Below are 17,883 nucleotides of genomic sequence, written 5' to 3' on the forward strand. Positions count from 1 at the left end.
CCGAGGGGCGCTTAGGGCACATGGTCCCTCGGCACGGGGTCGCTGTCCCGTGGTCGTCCGGAGGGACGGGAAATACGTTCGGTGTTCGAGTCGACCTGGGGAGAGCTCATGAAGGTTGTAGTGCTTGGCGGAGACGGATTCTGCGGGTGGCCCAGCGCCGTCCACCTCTCACGCGCGGGCCATGACGTGACGATCGTCGACAATCTCGTGCGCCGTCGCATGGACGACGAGCTCGGGGTCCAGTCGCTCACCCCGATCACGACGCTCACCGAGCGCCTGGCGTGCTGGCGCGAGCAGACCGGGCTGACGATCGGGTTCGAGGAGCTCGACGTGGCCCACGAATACGACCGGCTCCTCGCGGTCCTGGGCGGGGTGCGCCCCGACGCGATCGTGCACTTCGCCGAGCAGCGCTCCGCGCCGTACTCGATGAAGGACAGCGCCCACAAGCGCTACACGATCGACAACAACGTCAACGGCACCCACAACGTGCTCGCCGCCCTGGTCGAGGCGCATCTCGACGCGCACCTCGTGCACCTCGGCACGACCGGCGTGTACGGGTACGAGACCACCCCGGTGGACCTGCCCGAGGGGTATCTCGAGGTCAGCTACCCGGATCGCTCGGGCGGGACGGTCACCCGCGAGATCCTCTACCCGAGCCGCCCCGGCAGCATCTACCACACCACGAAGTCGCTGGACCAGCTCCTCTTCCAGTTCTACGCCGAGTACGACGACGTCCGGATCACCGATCTGCACCAGGGCATCGTGTGGGGGACCCAGACCGATGACACCCGTCTCGACGACCGGCTCATCAACCGGTTCGACTACGACGGCGACTTCGGCACCGTGCTCAACCGCTTCCTCATGCAGGCGGCGATCGGCTACCCGTTGACGGTGCACGGCACGGGCGGCCAGACCCGCGCGTTCATCAACATCCAGGACACGGTCCGCTGCGTCCGCATGGCCGTCGAGTCCGGCGACCAGGTCAGGGGACGTCCGCGCATCATGAACCAGCTGGCCGAGACGCTGCGGGTCCTGGACCTGGCCCACCTCATCGAGCAGAAGCTGGGCGCGACCATCCAGTACGTCTCGAACCCGCGCACCGAGGCGGCCGAGAACGACCTGCTGATGCGCAACGACCACCTGCGCGCCCTCGGCTTCGACCCGATCCTCGTCGAGGAAGGGCTGATGACCGAGTCGGTCGAGATCGCGACCCGGTACGCCGACCGCTGCGACCGCTCGAAGATCCTGGCCCAGTCGTACTGGAACGACAAACGGCGTGACGCCGCCCGGGACGTGTGATGGATCGCTCCTGGGTGCCGAAGGGCGCCCTGGCGCTGCTCGGCGTGGCGGTGCTCCTCGTCGCGGCGTTCGCGATCGCCAACCCGTCCTGGTTCGGCAGCGACGACGACAAGCGTGCCGCGGACCGGGCGTTCGACAAGACCCTGCGCGACATCGGCTCCACGGACGGGCTCCGCCTCAGTGACGACAACGCGACCACCCAGACCTTCACGGTCCCGGTGCCGATCGACTCCCGCGTGGAGAGGCCCGTGCTGGCCCTCCGCGGACGCACCGAGGTCGCGGAGTCGAGCACGATCTTCCTGCGGGCGCTGGTCAACGGGGAGTCGGTGTACGTCAAGGAGCTGCCCCAGGGCGAGCACAAGCTGGACGTCGACATCGGCCTGCCGGAGTCCACGGTGGAGGACGGTGAGGTGAAGGTGCAGGTGCGGACGACCGGCAGCCTCGACCAGCGGCGGTGCAACCTGACGACCGAGCTCGGGGCGCTGGTCGTGCTGGACGCGCGCACGCGCATCAAGGGGGAGCTGGACGAGCGGACGCACACCGTGCGTGACGCGGTCGCCGAGCTCGACCACCACGTGACGGTGGTGCTGCCGACCGAGGCGAAGAGCACGGCTTGGTTCGAGACGGCCGCGCGGCTGTCAGCGTTCCTCACCCAGCAGGGGCACGAGGTCTCGTACACCGAGGACCTGCCGGACGAGGACGACGGTGGGACGCCGGTGCTGGTGGGTCCCGCCGATGCGCTGGACGATCTCGGCTGGAACGCCACCGGCGACAAGGGGTCGATACGCGTCGGTGAGCGTGGTGACCAGACCCTGCTCGGCGTGGTCGATCCCAGCCCCGACGTCGTGCCGGCCTTCCTCACGACCTCGGCGGTCACGACCGCCGACACGGGCTCGAGCGCCCCCAGGAGCGAGCAGCTCGAGCGGGCCACCGGCGACCAGGTCACGCTCGAGGCCCTCGGTGCCGACACCTCCGTGCAGCAGATCATCGACCGTCGCAGCTGGCGCGTGCCCTACGCGCTGAGCGACCTGCCGGGCGGGGGGGTGCCCACCTCGGTCAGGCTGCGGATGCTCGTGCCGCCCACCACCGAGGACGCCCGCTGGCTGGTCCAGGTCCGGCTCAACGACGAGCTGGTCGACAGCCTGCTGCTTCCCGACGTGGGACGCCAGACGGTCGTGGCGAAGATCCCCGGCGGACGCGAGCTGGTGCGCAACGAGCTGGTGGTCACCCTCGTCCGCGACCGGGACGTCGGCGGCTGCAACGTGCGCCAGACGCCGTACGACGTCCAGCTGCTCCCGGAGTCCGCACTCACGATCGGCACCGACGGCGCCGGCTTCACGGCGGTGCCCCGCGCCTTCGCGGCCGGGTTCGACGTCCTCGTGCCGTCGTCCAGCCTCAAGGACCCGACCACCGCGCTCGCCCAGCTGGTCCCGACCCTCGCGGAGTTCGACGGCTGGCGGCAGCAGCCCACCTACCGGTGGGACGGCACCCCCGGCGACCGCGCCTACTTCGCGCTGGGGTCGCCACCGACCGGTGTCACCGCGCCGGTCACCGTCCGTGACGGGCGGCTCAGCGCCAAGGGTTTCGACCTCTCGGCGTTCAAGGACGGACTGGTCGTCCAGTGCGTGACGTCCGGCCGGACGCAGGGGCTGGTCGTCACGCCGGTGGGCAGACCCGGTGACGTCGTCCCCGACTACGGGCGTGAGTCGGCCCGCCTGGTCACCGCCGGGGGCGGCGGCTTCGTGGTCAGCGGAGCGGGACGGGTGGTGAGCGCTCCCGCGGTGCGTGCCGAGGGCACGGAGTGAACGCTCGTGGTGCTGCGCGTCGCGCGTCGGAGCCCCAACGGACCGACGCCCCGGACGTGCCGCAGGCGGTGCGCAACCACTACCGGTCCGTCGACAGCGCGCCCGTCGAGTTCTCCCTGGACCGGCCGGCCAGCGTGGTCAACGGCTTCTTCGTCTCGTTCGTCGCGCTGGGTCTGCTGGTCCTGCTGGCCGTGACCCTCCTCGCCCGGGAGGGCCCGCTCGGCGACCACCGGGACGTCGTCGTCTTCGGCGCCTCCGGGGACGAGACGTTGATCCCGGTCCGGCTGTTCCTCGTCGTCTTCTTCGTGGTGTTCAGCCTCCACCTGGGCACGAACGCCTGGCGGCGCGCGTTGGTGCTCGCGGAACTGTGCGCAGGACTGATCGTGATCTCGCTGGCCGTCGACACGGTGGCGCTGCTGATCCGCCGGCTCTGGTCGGTGGACGTCCCGACGGTCGACCAGCAGGCCGTGTCGGCCGTGCTCGCCCTGGCACTGTTCCCCGTGGTGATCCTGCGCAATGCGCAGCTTCCTGACCCGGTCACGACCCCGGCGACGGGTGTCACCAGCGTGAGCGCCTGGCTGCGGTTCCTCGCGCCGATGGTCGCCGCGATCGTCCTCGCCCGGGTCATCGCGACGCAGGCCGAGCCGGTCGTCACCTGGCTGCGTGACGTCGCCCTCCTCGGAGGCGTGGGTCCGGGCGTGTTCCTGGTCCAACAGCTGTTCGTCCTCCTCGCCGGCGCGATCGGAGTCGTCCGGATCGGGATGTCCCGGCGGTCCGTGTTCGCGCCACCGGTGGCCGTCATCGTTCCGGCGCACAACGAGGCGCACGGCATCGCGCGGACGATCGCCGCGCTCGACCGCGCGGCCGGGGCGTACCGCGGGTCGGTACGCCTGTACGTCGTGGAGAACGTCTCGAGCGACGACACCGCGGCTGTCGCGCAGAACGCCATCGACGCCAGCGGGAACCTCGGCGGCACGCTGCTGTCGTGCCGCACGCCCGGCAAGGCGCCGGCACTGAACTACGGGCTGGGGCACGTCGAGGAGCCGTTCGTGGTCCGCATCGACGCGGACGCCGTGATCGGCGAGAACTGCCTGAGGGACACGATGCGTCACTTCGCGGACGACCGGGTCGGAGCCGTCGGCGGGATGCCGCTGCCCGCGCACACCGGCACCTTCATCGACCGCGTGCGGTACGTCGAGGTGCTGGTGCGGCACGGCTTCCACCAGGTCTCGCGGACGGGCTACGACGGGATCGTCGGCGTGCCGGGCATGTTCACGGCCATCCGGCGCAGCGCCCTGGTCCAGGCCGGCCCGATCGCGCAGGGCATCAACGGAGAGGACACCGACATCTGCATGCGGCTGAGCTCACTGGGCTATCGGTGCCTGGTCGACCCCGCGGCGCAGTACCGCACCGAGACCCCGGACAGCTGGGCCCAGCTGCGGGAGCAGCGGCTCCGTTGGTTCCGCAGCACCTACCACGTGGCGGCCCGCCAACGGCACGTCCTGCTGCATGGCGTCTCGATGGCCAGCGCCGTCGTCCTCCCGCTCGGGCTGGTCAACTCCGCACGCCGCGCGATGCTGGCGCCGGTGCTCGTCTTCGCGCTCCTGGTCCTGGGGGTGTTCTCCCCGACGTTCCACGGTCTGCACTGGCAGCCGGTGCTGGCGGTGGTGATCGGCCTTCCCGCCCTGGTCGCGATCGTGGTGAGCTTCCTGCTGCGCCGACCGCGGGCAGTGCTGTACGTCCCGGAGTACCTGGCGTTCCGGTTGGTCCGCAGCTACTTCACGTTGGAGGCCCTGCTGAGCCTGCGGTTCCTGCCCCTGGACCCGCCGTGGCGGTCACGTCCGGCGGAACGGGCCGCCGACCGCTGAGCCCGTCGGCCCGCGCAGCGAGGTCCCCGCCCCTCTCGGAGCGGGGACCTCGGCGAGCGGTGCCTCAGCTGGCCAGTCCTCCCTGGGAGGCCGACACCGTGGAGTGCGACTTCGTGGCGCGGAGCAGGGCGGGGTCGTACGTGCCCGACGGCGTCACGATGGTGCCCGACTCGCCCGCGAGGATCTGGACGGTGTGGTCCAGCGCCCCGATGGCCGCCGCGCCGCCGGTCAGCTCCACGAAGCGGCACACCGCCTCGACCTTGGGACCCATGGAGCCGGCCGGGAAGTTCAGCGCCCGGAGACTTCCGGGGGTCGCCCGCAGGATCGCCTCCTCGGTGGGCTCGCCGTAGTCCTTCAGGACGTTCGGGACGTCGGTCGCCACGATCAGGAAGTCGGCGTCCAGCGCCTCGGCGAGGACCGAGCTCGTCAGGTCCTTGTCGAGCACCGCCTCCACCCCGCGCAGACGCCCGTCGTCGTCGCGGATGACCGGCACGCCGCCGCCGCCCGCGCACACGACCACGGCGTCGCTCTCCAGCAGCAGCCGGATGAGCCGGGTCTCCACGACCCGCTGCGGCCTCGGGGACCCGACGACACGACGCCAGCCCGTGGAGCCGTCGGGCTTGACCACCCAGCCGCGCTCGGCAGCGACGGCCTTCGCCTTCTCCTCGGTGTACATCTCGCCGACGAACTTGGTCGGGTTGTCGAACGCGGGGTCGCCGGCCTCGACGAGGGTCTGGTTGATCACCGCCGCGACCTGACGACCCGGCAGCTCGTTCTGCATCGCCTGCAGCAGCCAGTAGCCGATCATTCCCTGGGTCTGTGCGCCCAGGACGTCGAACGGGTACGGCGACGTCAGGTTCGGGTCGGACGCCGACTGCAGCGCCAGGACGCCGACCTGCGGCCCGTTGCCGTGCGTCACGATCAGCTCGTGCTGGGCGCTCAACGGGGCGAGTGCCGCGACCGCGCGCCGCACGTTCTCCTGCTGGATCGCCGCGTCGGGCTTCTGCCCCCGCTGCAGCAGGGCGTTGCCCCCCAGGGCGACCATGATCCGCATCTCAGGCCCCCAGCGTCGCGACGAGGACGGCCTTGATGGTGTGCATGCGGTTCTCGGCCTGGTCGAACACGATCGACGCAGACGACTCGAACACCTCGTCCGTGACCTCCAGCGCATCCATGCCGGTCTTCTGGAACAGCGTCTCGCCGACCTTGGTGTTCCGGTCGTGGAAGGCCGGCAGGCAGTGCATGAACTTGACGTTGGGATTGCCCGTGGCCTTCATCGCGGCCGCGTTCACCTGGTAGTCCTTGAGCAGCTTGATGCGCGGCTCCCACGCCTCGACCGGCTCGCCCATCGACACCCAGACATCGGTGTAGAGGAAGTCGGCGCCGGCCACACCCTCGCTCACGTCCGCGGTGTGCAGGATCCGGGCACCCGTCTCGGCGGCGATCGCCTTGGCCTTGTCGATGATCTCGGAGTGGTTCCACAGCTCCTCGGGCCCCACGATGCGCACGTCCATGCCCATCATCGCCCCGGTCACCAGCAGCGAGTTCGCCATGTTGTTGCGCGCGTCCCCGAGGTACGCGAACGCGATCTCCGCGTCGTGCTTGGGGGAGTGCTCGCGCATCGTGAGCATGTCGCACAGCATCTGCGTGGGGTGCCAGTCGTCCGTCAGCCCGTTCCACACCGGGACGCCGGAGTACTCCGCGAGCGTCTCGACGTTGGCCTGCGCCGCGCCGCGGTACTCGATACCGTCGAACATGCGGCCCAGCACGCGGGCGGTGTCCGCCATCGACTCCTTGTGCCCGATCTGCGAGCCCTGCGGGTCGAGGTAGGTCACCCGGGCGCCCTGGTCGAACGCCGCGACCTCGAACGAGCACCGGGTGCGCGTCGAGGTCTTCTCGAAGATCAGCGCGATGTTCTTGCCGGTCAGCCGGGGCTGCTCGGAGCCGGCGTACTTGGCCAGCTTGAGCTCCGCGGCCAGGTCGATCATGAACTTCCATTCCTTGGGAGTGAAGTCGATCTCCTTGAGGAAGCTCCGGTTGCGCAGGTTGAACGCCATGGTTCAGATCCCTTCACGTTCGATGGGGCAGGACATGCAGCGCGGACCTCCACGGCCGCGTCCCAGCTCGTTGCCCTGGATGGTCACGACCTCGATGCCCTTCTTGCGCAGATACGTGTTGGTGGTGACGTTGCGCTCGTAGGCGACCACGACGCCGGGGGACAGGGCCAACGCGTTGCAGCCGTCGTCCCACTGCTCGCGCTCGGCCGCGTGCACGTCCTGGACCGCGGTGAGCACCCGGATGGAGTCCAGGCCCAGCGCCGACGCGATCGCGTCGTGCATCTCGTCCGGTGCGTGGGCGGTGACCCGGAGGCCGGCCTCGCTGTCGTCGGGCTCCACGGTGTACGACGGCAGCATCCCCATCCCGACGTACTTCGTGAAGGTGTGGTCGTCGACCATCGTCATGACGGTGTCGAGGTGCATGAAGGCACGCTGCTGCGGCATCGAGATGGCCACGACCTTGGTTGCGCTGCCTGCCTTGAACAACCGGCGCGCCAGGCGCTCGACACCTTGTGGCGTCGTGCGCTCGCTCATGCCGATCAGGACGACGCCGCGTCCCAGGACCAGGATGTCGCCGCCCTCGGTCGTGGCATCGGCCGCCGTGCCGTCCGCCCAGACGTCGAACTTGGAGTCCGTGAACATCGGGTGCCAGCGGTAGATGGCCTGGTAGTGGACCGTCTCGCGGGCACGGGCCCGCTTGCGCATCGTGTTGATCGACACGCCCCCGTAGATCCATGCCGAGGTGTCCCGGGTGAACAGGTGGTTGGGCAGGGGCGGCAGCAGCAGGTCGTCCAGGCCGAGAACTTGCAGGACCAGCGACGAGGGCTCCTCGGTCAGCTCCAGCAGCTCGCGCTTGGTCATCCCGCCGATCAGGTGCGTGACGAGGGTGGCGTCGTCGAGCCGGTCGAACACCGGCATGAGCGCGCCGACGGCGAGCGGACCGTAGACCCGCTCGTCGAGCGTCTGCTCCAGCACGAACTTGCGCGCCTCCGGCATGGCGATCGTCTCGCGGAGCAGCTGGTCGAGCAGGTGCACCTTCACCCCTGCGTCGCGCAGCGTGTCCGCGAACGCGTCGTGCTCCTGCTTGGCCTTCTTGACCCACAGGACGTCGTCGAACAGGTACTCGTCGTGATTGCTGGGGGTGAGCCGTTTCAGCTCCAGGTTGGGGCGGTGCAGGATCACTTGCTTCAGCAGTCCGACTTCAGAGTCCACGTGCAGGTCCATGTCTATTCCCATCTCGTTTCCGCCAGCCTCGCGGCCGCGCGAGGGGGATGCGAGGGCCGAAGGTCCTTGGGGGAGAGGCGCAAAGCCTCGTGTCTCAGGCTGTCTCCGCTGCTTGCCTGAACGGCAGCCGACCATCGGCGCACGAGAGAGGACCGCACCATGGCAGCCACGCACAAGCGCCCCTCAGGTACGCCGGACGACGACAGCCCCACGGCGCCGGCGGACCCGGCCGGCGCGGGAGGTCCGGCGGACCCGGGAGGGGGCACGGACAGCACCGCGGAGGAGGGGACCGGGAAGACCCTGCGCTTCCCCAGCGCGTTCACGGTGCTGTTCGGGGTCACGGTCGCGGTCTGGCTCCTCGCCTTCGTGATCCCCACCGGCAGCTACAAGACCGAGGACGGGCGTCCCGTGCCCGGCAGCTACGAGCGCACCGACGCCGGCCTGTCGTTCATCGACCGCCTCATGCAGCTGTTCCTCGCGCCGGTCAACGGCCTCTACGGGATCCTGAACGACAAGGGGTTCATCGGTCCCAACGAGACCGGCGAGCTGTACGGCGCGGCCGGCGTGTTCCTGTTCGTCCTCGCGATCGGCATCTTCATCACCATGGCGATGGCCACGGGCGCCATCGACAACGGTGTCGCTCGCGTCGCCCAGCGAATGAGCTCGCGCGGCGCGGTGCTGATCGCGGTGCTGATGGTGCTGTTCTCGATCGGCGGCACCGTCGAGGGCATGGCCGAGGAGACCTTGGGGTTCTACGCCCTGGTCGTCCCGCTGATGCTCGCCCTCGGCTACGACCGGCTGGTGGCGGCAGCGCTCATCATGGTGGGCGCGGGCATCGGGACCCTCGCGTCGACCGTCAACCCGTTCGCGACCGGAGTCGCCTCCGGCGCGGCGGACATCTCGATCGGCGACGGCATCGTGGAGCGGTTCATCATGTACGTCGTCCTGGTGCCGATCGGCGTCTGGTGGGTGCTGAGGTACGCCCGCAAGGTCAAGGCCGACCCGTCGGCATCCCTCGTCGGGCCGGCCGAGGGCGACGAGGAGACCCGCGCGCACGGTCTCCGGGACGTCGACCCGCTGACCGGTCGGGAGAAGACCGTGCTGGCGGTCGTGGGCGTGACGTTCGTGTTCATGATCTTCGCGATCGTGCCGTGGGCCCAGATCATCGACGGCCCGGACGCCGCCAGCTACTCCTGGCAGCTGGACTGGTACTTTCCCGAGCTGGCCGCCCTGTTCCTCACGATGTCCATCGTGGTCGGGCTGATCGGCGGCCTCGGGGAGAAGCGGCTGACCGACACCCTCGTGTCGGGGGCCGGCGACTTCATCGGCGTCGGGCTGATCATCGTACTCGCGCGTGGTGTCACGGCGATCATGAACAACTCCGAGATCACCGACACGATCCTGCACTCGATGGAGAACATCGTGAGCGACACGTCGTCGGGCGTCTTCGGGGCGGTCATGCTGCTGATCAACCTGCCACTGGCGTTCCTCGTCCCGTCCTCGTCCGGCCACGCCGCTCTCGCGATGCCGATCCTGGCGCCGCTGGCGGACTTCGCCGGTGTCGAGCGGGCGATGGTGGTCACCGCCTACCAGTCCGCGTCCGGGCTCGTGAACCTCATCACCCCGACCTCGGCGGTGGTCATGGGCGGCCTCGCACTGGCGAAGGTGCGCTACGACCAGTACCTGCGGTTCGTCATGCCTCTCGTGGGGATCCTGCTCGTGATGAGCCTGATCTTCGTGGTCATCGGCTCGCTGTGACGAGGACCGTCCGGCCGGGCCGGGCAGCCGGTCTACGCGACGCGTCCGCGACGCGCCTCGTGGACGACCCGGTCGTCCAGGAGGCGGCGGGCGATCTGCTCGCACAGGACCACCGGATCGTCGGCGCTGGCCGCGGAGCGCCGGACGAGGCGGTCCGCTTGGTAGACCAGCCGCATGACCTGTCCCGGCACGAGGACGCCGGCGAACTCGGTGACGAGGCGGCCGGCGAGGTCGGCGATGTCGAGGCGGTGGGTCATGGCGTCCATCACAGCACTCCCTAGGTCGGGGTCGGACGTTCAATTGTCCGTCACGGATCGGACGCGCCCCAGTGACCAACGGCCCTGCGGTGCCATGCGGGGTCTGGACGAAACGGCCTGTCGTCGCAGGGGGTACGGCGCCCCGCCCAGGACCATCGACTCTGTGGCTGCTCCGCGGCCGCCGGTGGACTGAGACATGGCCCAGGGCACCGCACTCGACCACGTGCAGACCTATCACGACCTGACGTCGCACGAGACGCTGCTCCTCCTGGAGAGCGACCACCGGACGGGACTTGACCAGGACGAGGCGCGGAACCGGCTCAACCGCTTCGGACCCAACAGCCTCCCGCAGAGCAAGGGCCCCAGTGCGGTGCTGCGGTTCCTGGGACAGCTGAACAGCCCACTGGTCTACGTGCTGATCGTGGCCGGCATCGTCACCCTGCTCCTCGGCGAGCTGGTGGACTCCGCGGTCATCTTCGCGGTCGTCGTGGTGAACGCCATCCTGGGCTACGTGCAGGAGGCGAGGGCCGAGTCGGCGCTCGAGGCGCTGCGGTCGATGGTGCACACCAGCGCCACGGTCGTCCGTGACGGGACCCAGCAGAGCATCCCGTCGGAGGAACTGGTCCCGGGCGACCTCGTCCTCGTCGAGGCCGGCGACCGGGTGCCGGCCGATCTGCGGCTGATCAGCGAGACGCAGCTCAAGGTCGACGAGTCTGCGCTGACGGGGGAGTCCCTGCCGGTGGAGAAGAACCACGCCCTCCTGCCGACGGAGACGACCGTGGCGGACCGGGTCAACATGGTCTACTCGGGCACCTTGGTGACCAACGGGTCCGGGTCGGGCATCGCGGTAGCCACCGGCGGGGACACCGAGCTGGGCGAGATCCACCGGCTGGTGGGCAGCGCGCAGGCCGTGGAGACCCCCCTCACACGCAAGCTGGGACGGTTCAGCGCCCAGCTCACTATCGTCATCCTCGGGCTCGCGATCCTGGCGTTCGTCGTGGGCGTGGCGCAGGGCGAGCCGGCGGCGGACATGTTCGTCGCGGTCGTGGCCCTGGCCGTGGGCGCGATCCCCGAGGGCCTGCCGGCCGCCGTCGCCATCACGCTGGCGATCGGGGTGTCCCGGATGGCTCAGCGGCGGGCCGTGATTCGCCGGCTGCCGGTCGTGGAGACCCTCGGCAGCGCGACGGTCATCTGCTCGGACAAGACCGGGACCCTGACCGAGAACCGCATGACCGTGCAGCTCGTCTGGACCGCCGGCGGCGAGCTCGCGACGGAGACGGACGACACCGACGCGTCCGGTGAGCCGCGCGGTGCGTACCGGTGGTGCCTGCTGGTGGGGGCGAACTGCAACGACGCATGGCTCGCCGAGGACGGGTCCCCGCGGGGCGATCCCACCGAGACAGCCATGCTGACGGTCGCCGAGCGGCACGGCGTCGCGGCGAGAGGCCTCCAGCGGATCGGGACGCTGCCGTTCAGCTCCGAGCGGCAGATCATGGCCACGACCAACACGGACCCGGATGCCGGAGGCCACCTGCTGATGGTGAAGGGGGCCGTCGAGCGGGTCCTGGCGGTGAGCGCCCTGCAGATGATGGGGGACGGCGCGACCCAGCCGCTCGACGAGGGTGCCGTGCTGGCCGCGGCCGAGCAGCTCGCCTCGCGGGGGATGCGGGTGCTGGCGACCGCGGTGCAGAGGGAACCCGACGACGACGCGCTCGACCGCCTCATGACCGGGCAGGCCGACGGACTGATCTTCACGGGGCTGCAGGCGATGATCGACCCGCCGCGCTCCACGGCGTCCGCTGCCGTGCGGTCCTGCCACGAGGCAGGGCTGGCGGTGAAGATGATCACCGGCGACCACGCGACGACCGCGGCGGCGATCGCGCGCCGGATCGGGATCCTGGCGGACGCCGACGTCGACGGTGTCCTCACGGGCGCGGAGCTCGCACGGATCGACGACGCCGCCCTGCCGGACGCGGCGGACCGCGCGTCGGTGTTCGCCCGGGTCACGCCGGAGCAGAAGCTCCGGCTCGTGCGTGCACTGCAGTCGCACCACCACGTCGTGGCCATGACGGGCGACGGGGTGAACGACGCCCCCGCGCTCAAGCAGGCCGACATCGGCATCGCGATGGGCCTCGTCGGCACCGAGGCGGCCAAGGACGCCGCGGACATGGTGCTGACCGACGACGACTTCGCCACGATCGAGGCCGCCGTCGAGGAAGGGCGCGGCGTGTTCGACAACCTGACCAAGTTCATCGTCTGGACACTGCCGACGAACCTGGGGGAGGGTCTGGTCATCCTGGTCGCGATCCTCCTGAGCACCGACCTGCCGATCCTGCCCACGCAGATCCTCTGGATCAACATGACGACCGCGGTCGCGCTGGGGCTCACCCTCGCGTGGGAGGCCAAGGAGCCCGGGATCATGGCGAGGCCACCCCGAGACCCGCGAGCCCCGCTCTTCGGACGTCCACTGGCGGTCCGCACGGTGCTGGTCTCGGTCCTGCTCGTCCTGGGCACCTGGTGGGTCTACCGGTACGAGATCGACAGCGGGGCCTCGCTCGACGTCAGCCGGACCGCGGCCGTCAACCTGTTCGTGATGGTCGAGGCGTTCTACCTGTTCAGCTGCCGCACCTTGACCCGACCCGGATGGCAGGCGGGTCTGCTGGCCAATCCGTACCTGATCGTGGGGGTGGCACTGCAAGCGGTCGGGCAGCTGGCCCTGACGTACGTGCCGGCGATGAACACCCTCTTCCAGACCGCGCCCATCGGCTGGGACAGCTGGCTGCGGATCGTGGTGGTCGCCGCGGTGGTCTCCGCCGTCGTGGCCGTCATGAAGCACATGGCGATCCGCCGCGTCCGGCACACCTGAGGAACGACACCCCGTCGGTGCGACGGGGTGCCGTTCCGGGCGAGTGTCCTCAGACCGTGTAGTCCGGCGGGATCACGGCCACCGGGCGCTGGCCGGCCCGGGCCAGTGCTCGCGCGACCGGGGCCCGCCAGCTGCGCAGCGCACCGGTGTGGGGACGCCCGGCCACCACCAACGCGCCCTCGCCGGCCACCGCCAGGGTCTCGTCCACGGGGTCGTGCCCCTCGACCAGCGCGGTCGTGACGGTCACGTCGGGATAGCTCTCCGACCATCCGGCGAGCGTCTCGGCCATGGCCACGCGTGCCTCGTCGACGTGCTTGGCCTCGCGATGACTCATCACGTGCAGGACCTCGACGTCGACCGAGATCTTGTCCGCGAGCTCGAAGGCGAACTGCAAGGGGCCCTTCTCGGTGCTGCGGGCGTCGACCGCGACGACGATCTGCTCGATCGCGAAGGACTGCACCGACGGGGGGACCACGACGACCGGGCTGCGCGCGTGCATGGCCAGGAAGTTCGTGACGGCCTCGCCCGTGAGCCGGTCCAGCCACCCCACGTCGTCGGTGCCCACCACCACGAACCTGGCGCCGTCGCTCTCGGACCCGAGCACCGCCGGCGGGAAGCCGGCCACCAGCTCGTACGCGATGTCGGCCCTCGTGCCACCGGCCTCCAGGTGCTTCTCGGCGTCCTTCAGCGTGCGGCGCGCCGCACTGGCGATGGCCTCGGGGAGGTCCCCGGCGGACAGCGGCGCGAAGGCGTACGGGTACGGCACCTGGCACGCGTGGACGACACGGAGACGGCATCCGTACAGCTCCGCCAGTCCCCACGCGAAGTCCAGGAGGCCGGGCTGCTCGTCGCGGACCCCGACGACGACGGGACGATCCACCGTTGACTCGCTCATGGCGGCCTACTTGGCTCTCTCGATGGGGACCTGCTGCGCCGTGCTCTCGGCGGCCTTGACGGGGACGCGGACCTCCAGGATCCCGTCCGTGTACGAGGCCTTCACCTCGGACGCGGAGGTGCCGGCCGGGACGCGCACCGTGCGGGTGAACGAGCCGTACCGGTGCTCCTGCAGGTTCTTCTCCTTCTTGTCCTCGTGGCGTTCGCCGCGGATCGTCAGGACGTCGTCCTCGATCATCACGGTCACGTCCTTGTCCGGGTCGACGCCCGGCAGCTCGGCACGCACGACGTACTGGTCGTCCTCGACGAAGTCCTCGACCGGCACCGAGGGGCTGATGCCGACGCGCCGCACCTCGGTCTCCAGCCAGTCCACCAGATCGGTGAAGGGGCCTTGCGGACGACGAACGATGCTGTTGCTCATGGATGGTCCTCTGTCTCGCGGGGAGGGGCACGTGCGTGCGCCCTCGCTCCACGCTCGCACCGCAGTCCCGCCCCGGCAGCGGCCGCAGGTCCCCGCCGCGGGGGACCGTGGACCCTGTTCCGTCGGGCCGTCGTCCGGACAGGCACGCACGAACGCCCCGCGGGCTCCGAGGGAGAGGCACGCGAGGCGTTCGCGGAGATCGAGGGGAGCTGGACGTTCCGTGACTGCCGCTCGTCTCACCCTCCAATGTCCTCGGCCGGACCGCTCCGGGCAAGGGACCAATGGCACGGCACCACGTCGCGCCCGGTCCGGGAGCCACACGGACGACGACCGCGGCCAGGGCGGGACGTTGGGCCCTACGGAACCGGACCGCCGTGCGGTCCGCTGGATGCAGCACCCCGGGCTCGGCGGCCCGGATGCCGATACGTGTCCGTGATGTCAGAGTCATTCCAAGGTCCGCCACCGTCAGAAGGGAGCACCGCGATGATCAGGGTGTTCTTGTTGGACGACCACGAAGTCGTGCGGGCCGGCGTCAAGGACCTGCTCGAGCGGGCCGGCGACATGACGGTGGTGGGTGAGGCCGGCACTGCCGCAGCGGCACTGTCGCGAATCCCCGCGGTCATGCCGGACGTGGCTGTGCTCGACGGGCGCCTGCCGGACGGCAGCGGCATCGAGGTGTGCCGGGAGATCCGCTCGAACCTGCCCCAGATCGGCGCGATCATCTTGACCTCGTACGACGATGACGAGGCGCTCTTCTCGGCCATCATGGCCGGGGCGGCCGGCTACGTCCTCAAACAGATCCGGGCCCAGGAGCTGGTCGACGCCGTGCGCCACGTGGCCGCCGGCGGCTCGCTGCTCGACCCGCTGGCCACGGCCAAGGTCATGGAGCGGCTCCGCGGAGGCGGACCCGAGGAGCCCGACGAGTTCAAGCGCCTCACTCCTCAAGAGCGTCGGATCCTGGTGCTGGTCGCCCAGGGACTGACCAACCGGCAGATCGGCGAGCAGCTGAAGCTCGCAGAGAAGACGGTCAAGAACTACATGTCGAACGTCCTGGCCAAGCTCGGCTTCGAGCGGCGCACCCAGGCGGCGGTGTTCGCGAGCCGGCTGCTGGACGAGCCGGACGGGCCCGGGTCGTCCTCGGGTTCACCCAGCGGATGGCGGCATGACTGAGAGACGTCAGTGGTCCGGGATGCTCACGGCCCGGCCCAGCGCGGGGCGCCAGCCGCTGATCACCGTGGTCGTGCTCGGCGAGGAGTTCCTGGGTGCCCTGGCGTACGCGCTGGAGTGTGCCCTGTTCATGCCTGCCGCCGTGCGGGCGGTTCGGGCGGGGTCCGTGCCCGGCATGGCGCGACCGAGTCCCATCCCGGTCCAGGAGCTGGGCGACAGTCCGCTCGCGGCCCTGCTGGACATCAGCACGAGCTCGGACCGGATGGTCGCGCAGCAGGTCGGCGACGACGCCCACCAGGTGCTGCGCGACCTCCGGAGGAGCACCCACAGCCCGTTGGTCGAGGTCGACGACAGCGGTGTGGTCCTCCGGGTCTCCGACCCGCGCGGCTGGTCGGTGCCCGCCGTGGCCTCAGGCTTCGGCTGAGCCTCGCGGCGTGGTCAGACCGGGACCGACCACGCCAGCTGGGTGCCCCCGCCGGGCACCGGCTGCAGGTCGAATGAGCCCCCCTGCGACTCGGCCCGTCGACGCAGGTTCGCCAGGCCGCTCAGCTCCTGGCCGGCGCCGGGTCCGATGCCGTCGTCCGTGACCTCGACGCTCACGGCGTCGGGCGTCACCGAGACGGCCACGTCGACCCGGGTGGCCTCCGCGTGCCGGACGACGTTCATCAGCGCCTCGGTGACCACTGCCGCGACGTCCTCGCGGCAGCTGCCGGAGACGACCGTGTCGACGGGACCCGCCAGGACCACGTGCGTCGTGCCCGGCGACTGCCCCGTCACCCGGTCGATGATCTGCAGGATGCGGGTCCGCAGATTGACCGTTCCGGGGCCGGCCTCGTGCCGCAGCGCGAAGATGCTGTGCCTGATCTGCGCGATGGCGCTGTCGATGTCGTCCACCTGGGCGGCGATGCGCACGGCCGCGTCGCCGTCGACCATCGCCGCGACGCCCTCGAGGTTCAGGCCGGTGGCGAACAGGCGCTGGATGACGTGGTCGTGGAGATCGCGGGCGATGCGGCCCCGATCCTCCAGGACGGCCACGCGCTGTCGGGTCCGCAGCAGCTCGCGGCGCTGGAACGAGACGTTGATGTGCGTGGCGAATGCCTTGCCCATCTCCAGGTCGCGCGCGGTGAACGGGCCCTTGCCGATCTCGCGGCACACGGCCAGGACCCCGAGGGACTCGTCCTGCCGGGTGAAGGGCACGAGCATCGAGGGCCCGAACAATGCCGGGATCGCCAGGCCGCCGGTCCCCGCCCGGCTGAGCCCCTCGGCCAGGACCGCCTCGCCACGGAAGATCGCCTCCGTGAGGACCAGGTCGTCCAAGGGGAACGACAGATCGCTGAGGTCGCAGGCCTCGGTGCCGGCGGCGCGTTCCACGACGGCCTGACCGTCGGGAGGCACCAGGGCGACGAACGCCAGGTCGGCCGACGCCAGCCTGCGCACCTCGTCCACGATGTGTCCGAGATGGTCCTCGTCGTCGTTGTCCATGCTGCGGGCCAGGTCCGCGAGCGCTGCCGACCAGGTGGCCCGGTAGGTCGACGCATCGAACAGCCGGGCGTTCTGGATCGCGATCCCGGCGGTGCCCGCCAAGGCTTCGGCGAGCTCCTCGTCAGCCGCGGAGAAGGACCCGGTGAGACTGTCGGCGATGTAGAGAGTCCCGTAGAGCGAGTTGTGGACCCTGATCGGGACGCCCAGGAAGCTCCGCATCCGGGGATGGCCCTTCGGGAACCCGATCCAGCGGTCGTCGTCCTCGAGCGACTCCAGCCGGACCGGTCCCGGCTCGTCGATCAGCGCGCCCAGAAGACCTCGTCCTTCCGGAACCCGCCCGATGAGGTCCACGACCTCCTGGTCCATCCCGGCGTGGATGAGCTCCTTGATCCGTCGTTCGTCGCCGAGGATCCCGATCGCGACGTACCGGGCGTTCAGGAGCTCCCGGCCGAGCTCCACGATGCGCTGCAGGATCTTGGGCATGTCCAGGTTGCTGGTCAGCTCATGGTTGATGCGGATCAGGTCCCGCAGTCGGGCCTGCGTGTAGGCCGCGTCCGCCGCCTCGTCGACTCGTTCTTCCAGGTCCGTCTCGCGTGGCCGCCTCGATGCCCCCGAGCTCCAAACGTCCATGACTGGTCACTCCCTCGTCGTGTCACTCCCGACACATTGTCATCAGGCTACGCCCGATTCCCGACCGTGGCTGAGATGAAATCACGGTGCAATCAACTGCGTCGCCGGCTGTCACGACGCACCCCCCGAGGCGAGGGCCGAAGGTCCCGGTCGTC

General features: G+C 70.2%; 14 protein-coding genes. 7 read left to right on the top strand and 7 right to left on the bottom strand.

Annotated elements, in window-relative coordinates:
* The first annotated feature begins 108 nt into the window (after positions 1-108).
* The 3 genes from C3E78_RS09040 to C3E78_RS09050 are packed head-to-tail and all read left to right on the top strand — an operon-like array spanning position 109 to position 4,972.
* Positions 109-1,299, top strand: a complete 1,191-nt coding sequence (locus C3E78_RS09040; RefSeq protein WP_108580831.1) for an NAD-dependent epimerase/dehydratase family protein — start codon at positions 109-111, stop codon at positions 1,297-1,299.
* Complete coding sequence (locus tag C3E78_RS09045; protein WP_108577978.1) at positions 1,299-3,104, top strand: hypothetical protein; 1,806 nt, start codon at positions 1,299-1,301, stop codon at positions 3,102-3,104. Before C3E78_RS09040 ends, C3E78_RS09045 begins: the two co-directional genes overlap by 1 nt.
* Positions 3,101-4,972: a glycosyltransferase family 2 protein gene (locus C3E78_RS09050; RefSeq protein ID WP_135804929.1), complete on the top strand. Its 1,872-nt coding sequence runs from the start codon at positions 3,101-3,103 to the stop codon at positions 4,970-4,972. The genes C3E78_RS09045 and C3E78_RS09050 overlap by 4 nt, the downstream gene beginning before the upstream one ends.
* A 64-nt stretch (positions 4,973-5,036) precedes the next feature.
* Here the strand turns inward: C3E78_RS09050 and arcC are convergent, their stop codons facing one another.
* Genes arcC through C3E78_RS09065 form a run of 3 tightly spaced genes read right to left on the bottom strand, consistent with a single transcriptional unit; the run spans position 5,037 to position 8,241 of the window.
* Positions 5,037-6,017, bottom strand: coding sequence for a carbamate kinase (gene arcC / locus C3E78_RS09055; RefSeq protein ID WP_235833769.1), 981 nt, complete (start codon positions 6,015-6,017; stop codon positions 5,037-5,039).
* Positions 6,018-6,027: 10 nt separating this feature from the next.
* Positions 6,028-7,029, bottom strand: a complete 1,002-nt coding sequence (argF, locus tag C3E78_RS09060) for an ornithine carbamoyltransferase (protein WP_108577981.1) — start codon at positions 7,027-7,029, stop codon at positions 6,028-6,030.
* A 3-nt stretch (positions 7,030-7,032) separates the two neighbouring features.
* Entirely contained in the window at positions 7,033-8,241 is a 1,209-nt protein-coding gene (locus C3E78_RS09065) for an arginine deiminase (RefSeq protein WP_328591580.1), read from the bottom strand.
* Positions 8,242-8,412: 171 nt separating this feature from the next.
* Between C3E78_RS09065 and C3E78_RS09070 the strand changes: the two genes are divergently transcribed.
* Complete coding sequence (locus tag C3E78_RS09070; protein ID WP_108577983.1) at positions 8,413-10,011, top strand: YfcC family protein; 1,599 nt, start codon at positions 8,413-8,415, stop codon at positions 10,009-10,011.
* A gap of 32 nt (positions 10,012-10,043) precedes the next feature.
* On the opposite strand, the gene C3E78_RS09075 is transcribed toward C3E78_RS09070, so the two are convergent.
* Complete coding sequence (locus C3E78_RS09075) at positions 10,044-10,277, bottom strand: hypothetical protein (protein ID WP_108577984.1); 234 nt, start codon at positions 10,275-10,277, stop codon at positions 10,044-10,046.
* A gap of 187 nt (positions 10,278-10,464) precedes the next feature.
* Here C3E78_RS09075 and C3E78_RS09080 point away from each other — a divergent pair, with 187 nt between their 5' ends.
* Complete coding sequence (locus tag C3E78_RS09080) at positions 10,465-13,134, top strand: cation-translocating P-type ATPase (RefSeq protein WP_108577985.1); 2,670 nt, start codon at positions 10,465-10,467, stop codon at positions 13,132-13,134.
* 49 nt (positions 13,135-13,183) lie between these two features.
* On the opposite strand, the gene C3E78_RS09085 is transcribed toward C3E78_RS09080, so the two are convergent.
* Both C3E78_RS09085 and C3E78_RS09090 read right to left on the bottom strand, forming a co-directional pair.
* Entirely contained in the window at positions 13,184-14,029 is an 846-nt protein-coding gene (locus C3E78_RS09085; RefSeq protein WP_108577986.1) for a universal stress protein, read from the bottom strand.
* A 6-nt stretch (positions 14,030-14,035) separates the two neighbouring features.
* Positions 14,036-14,449, bottom strand: a complete 414-nt coding sequence (locus tag C3E78_RS09090; RefSeq protein ID WP_108577987.1) for an Hsp20/alpha crystallin family protein — start codon at positions 14,447-14,449, stop codon at positions 14,036-14,038.
* A 492-nt stretch (positions 14,450-14,941) separates the two neighbouring features.
* Here C3E78_RS09090 and C3E78_RS09095 point away from each other — a divergent pair, with 492 nt between their 5' ends.
* Positions 14,942-15,619 (top strand): response regulator, encoded by a 678-nt coding sequence (locus C3E78_RS09095; RefSeq protein ID WP_438938503.1) that lies wholly within the window; start codon positions 14,942-14,944, stop codon positions 15,617-15,619.
* Positions 15,612-16,040 (top strand): hypothetical protein, encoded by a 429-nt coding sequence (locus C3E78_RS09100; protein ID WP_135804928.1) that lies wholly within the window; start codon positions 15,612-15,614, stop codon positions 16,038-16,040. The genes C3E78_RS09095 and C3E78_RS09100 overlap by 8 nt, the downstream gene beginning before the upstream one ends.
* Before the next feature lie 14 nt (positions 16,041-16,054).
* On the opposite strand, the gene C3E78_RS09105 is transcribed toward C3E78_RS09100, so the two are convergent.
* Positions 16,055-17,728 (bottom strand): sensor histidine kinase, encoded by a 1,674-nt coding sequence (locus C3E78_RS09105; RefSeq protein WP_108577990.1) that lies wholly within the window; start codon positions 17,726-17,728, stop codon positions 16,055-16,057.
* Between the last annotated feature and the right edge of the window lie 155 nt (positions 17,729-17,883).

The sequence above is a fragment of the Aeromicrobium chenweiae genome (assembly GCF_003065605.1).
Classification (GTDB): domain Bacteria; phylum Actinomycetota; class Actinomycetes; order Propionibacteriales; family Nocardioidaceae; genus Aeromicrobium; species Aeromicrobium chenweiae.

What these genes read in the sequence shown, in the direction of transcription:
- C3E78_RS09040 (WP_108580831.1), top strand. Translation starts at nt 109, where the DNA reads ATGAAGGTTGTAGTGCTTGGCGGAGACGGATTCTGCGGGTGGCCCAGC.
- C3E78_RS09045 (WP_108577978.1), top strand. Translation starts at nt 1,299, where the DNA reads ATGGATCGCTCCTGGGTGCCGAAGGGCGCCCTGGCGCTGCTCGGCGTG.
- arcC (WP_235833769.1), bottom strand. Translation starts at nt 6,017, where the DNA reads ATGGTCGCCCTGGGGGGCAACGCCCTGCTGCAGCGGGGGCAGAAGCCC.
- argF (WP_108577981.1), bottom strand. Translation starts at nt 7,029, where the DNA reads ATGGCGTTCAACCTGCGCAACCGGAGCTTCCTCAAGGAGATCGACTTC.
- C3E78_RS09070 (WP_108577983.1), top strand. Translation starts at nt 8,413, where the DNA reads ATGGCAGCCACGCACAAGCGCCCCTCAGGTACGCCGGACGACGACAGC.
- C3E78_RS09075 (WP_108577984.1), bottom strand. Translation starts at nt 10,277, where the DNA reads ATGGACGCCATGACCCACCGCCTCGACATCGCCGACCTCGCCGGCCGC.
- C3E78_RS09080 (WP_108577985.1), top strand. Translation starts at nt 10,465, where the DNA reads ATGGCCCAGGGCACCGCACTCGACCACGTGCAGACCTATCACGACCTG.
- C3E78_RS09085 (WP_108577986.1), bottom strand. Translation starts at nt 14,029, where the DNA reads ATGAGCGAGTCAACGGTGGATCGTCCCGTCGTCGTCGGGGTCCGCGAC.
- C3E78_RS09090 (WP_108577987.1), bottom strand. Translation starts at nt 14,449, where the DNA reads ATGAGCAACAGCATCGTTCGTCGTCCGCAAGGCCCCTTCACCGATCTG.
- C3E78_RS09100 (WP_135804928.1), top strand. Translation starts at nt 15,612, where the DNA reads ATGACTGAGAGACGTCAGTGGTCCGGGATGCTCACGGCCCGGCCCAGC.
- C3E78_RS09105 (WP_108577990.1), bottom strand. Translation starts at nt 17,728, where the DNA reads ATGGACGTTTGGAGCTCGGGGGCATCGAGGCGGCCACGCGAGACGGAC.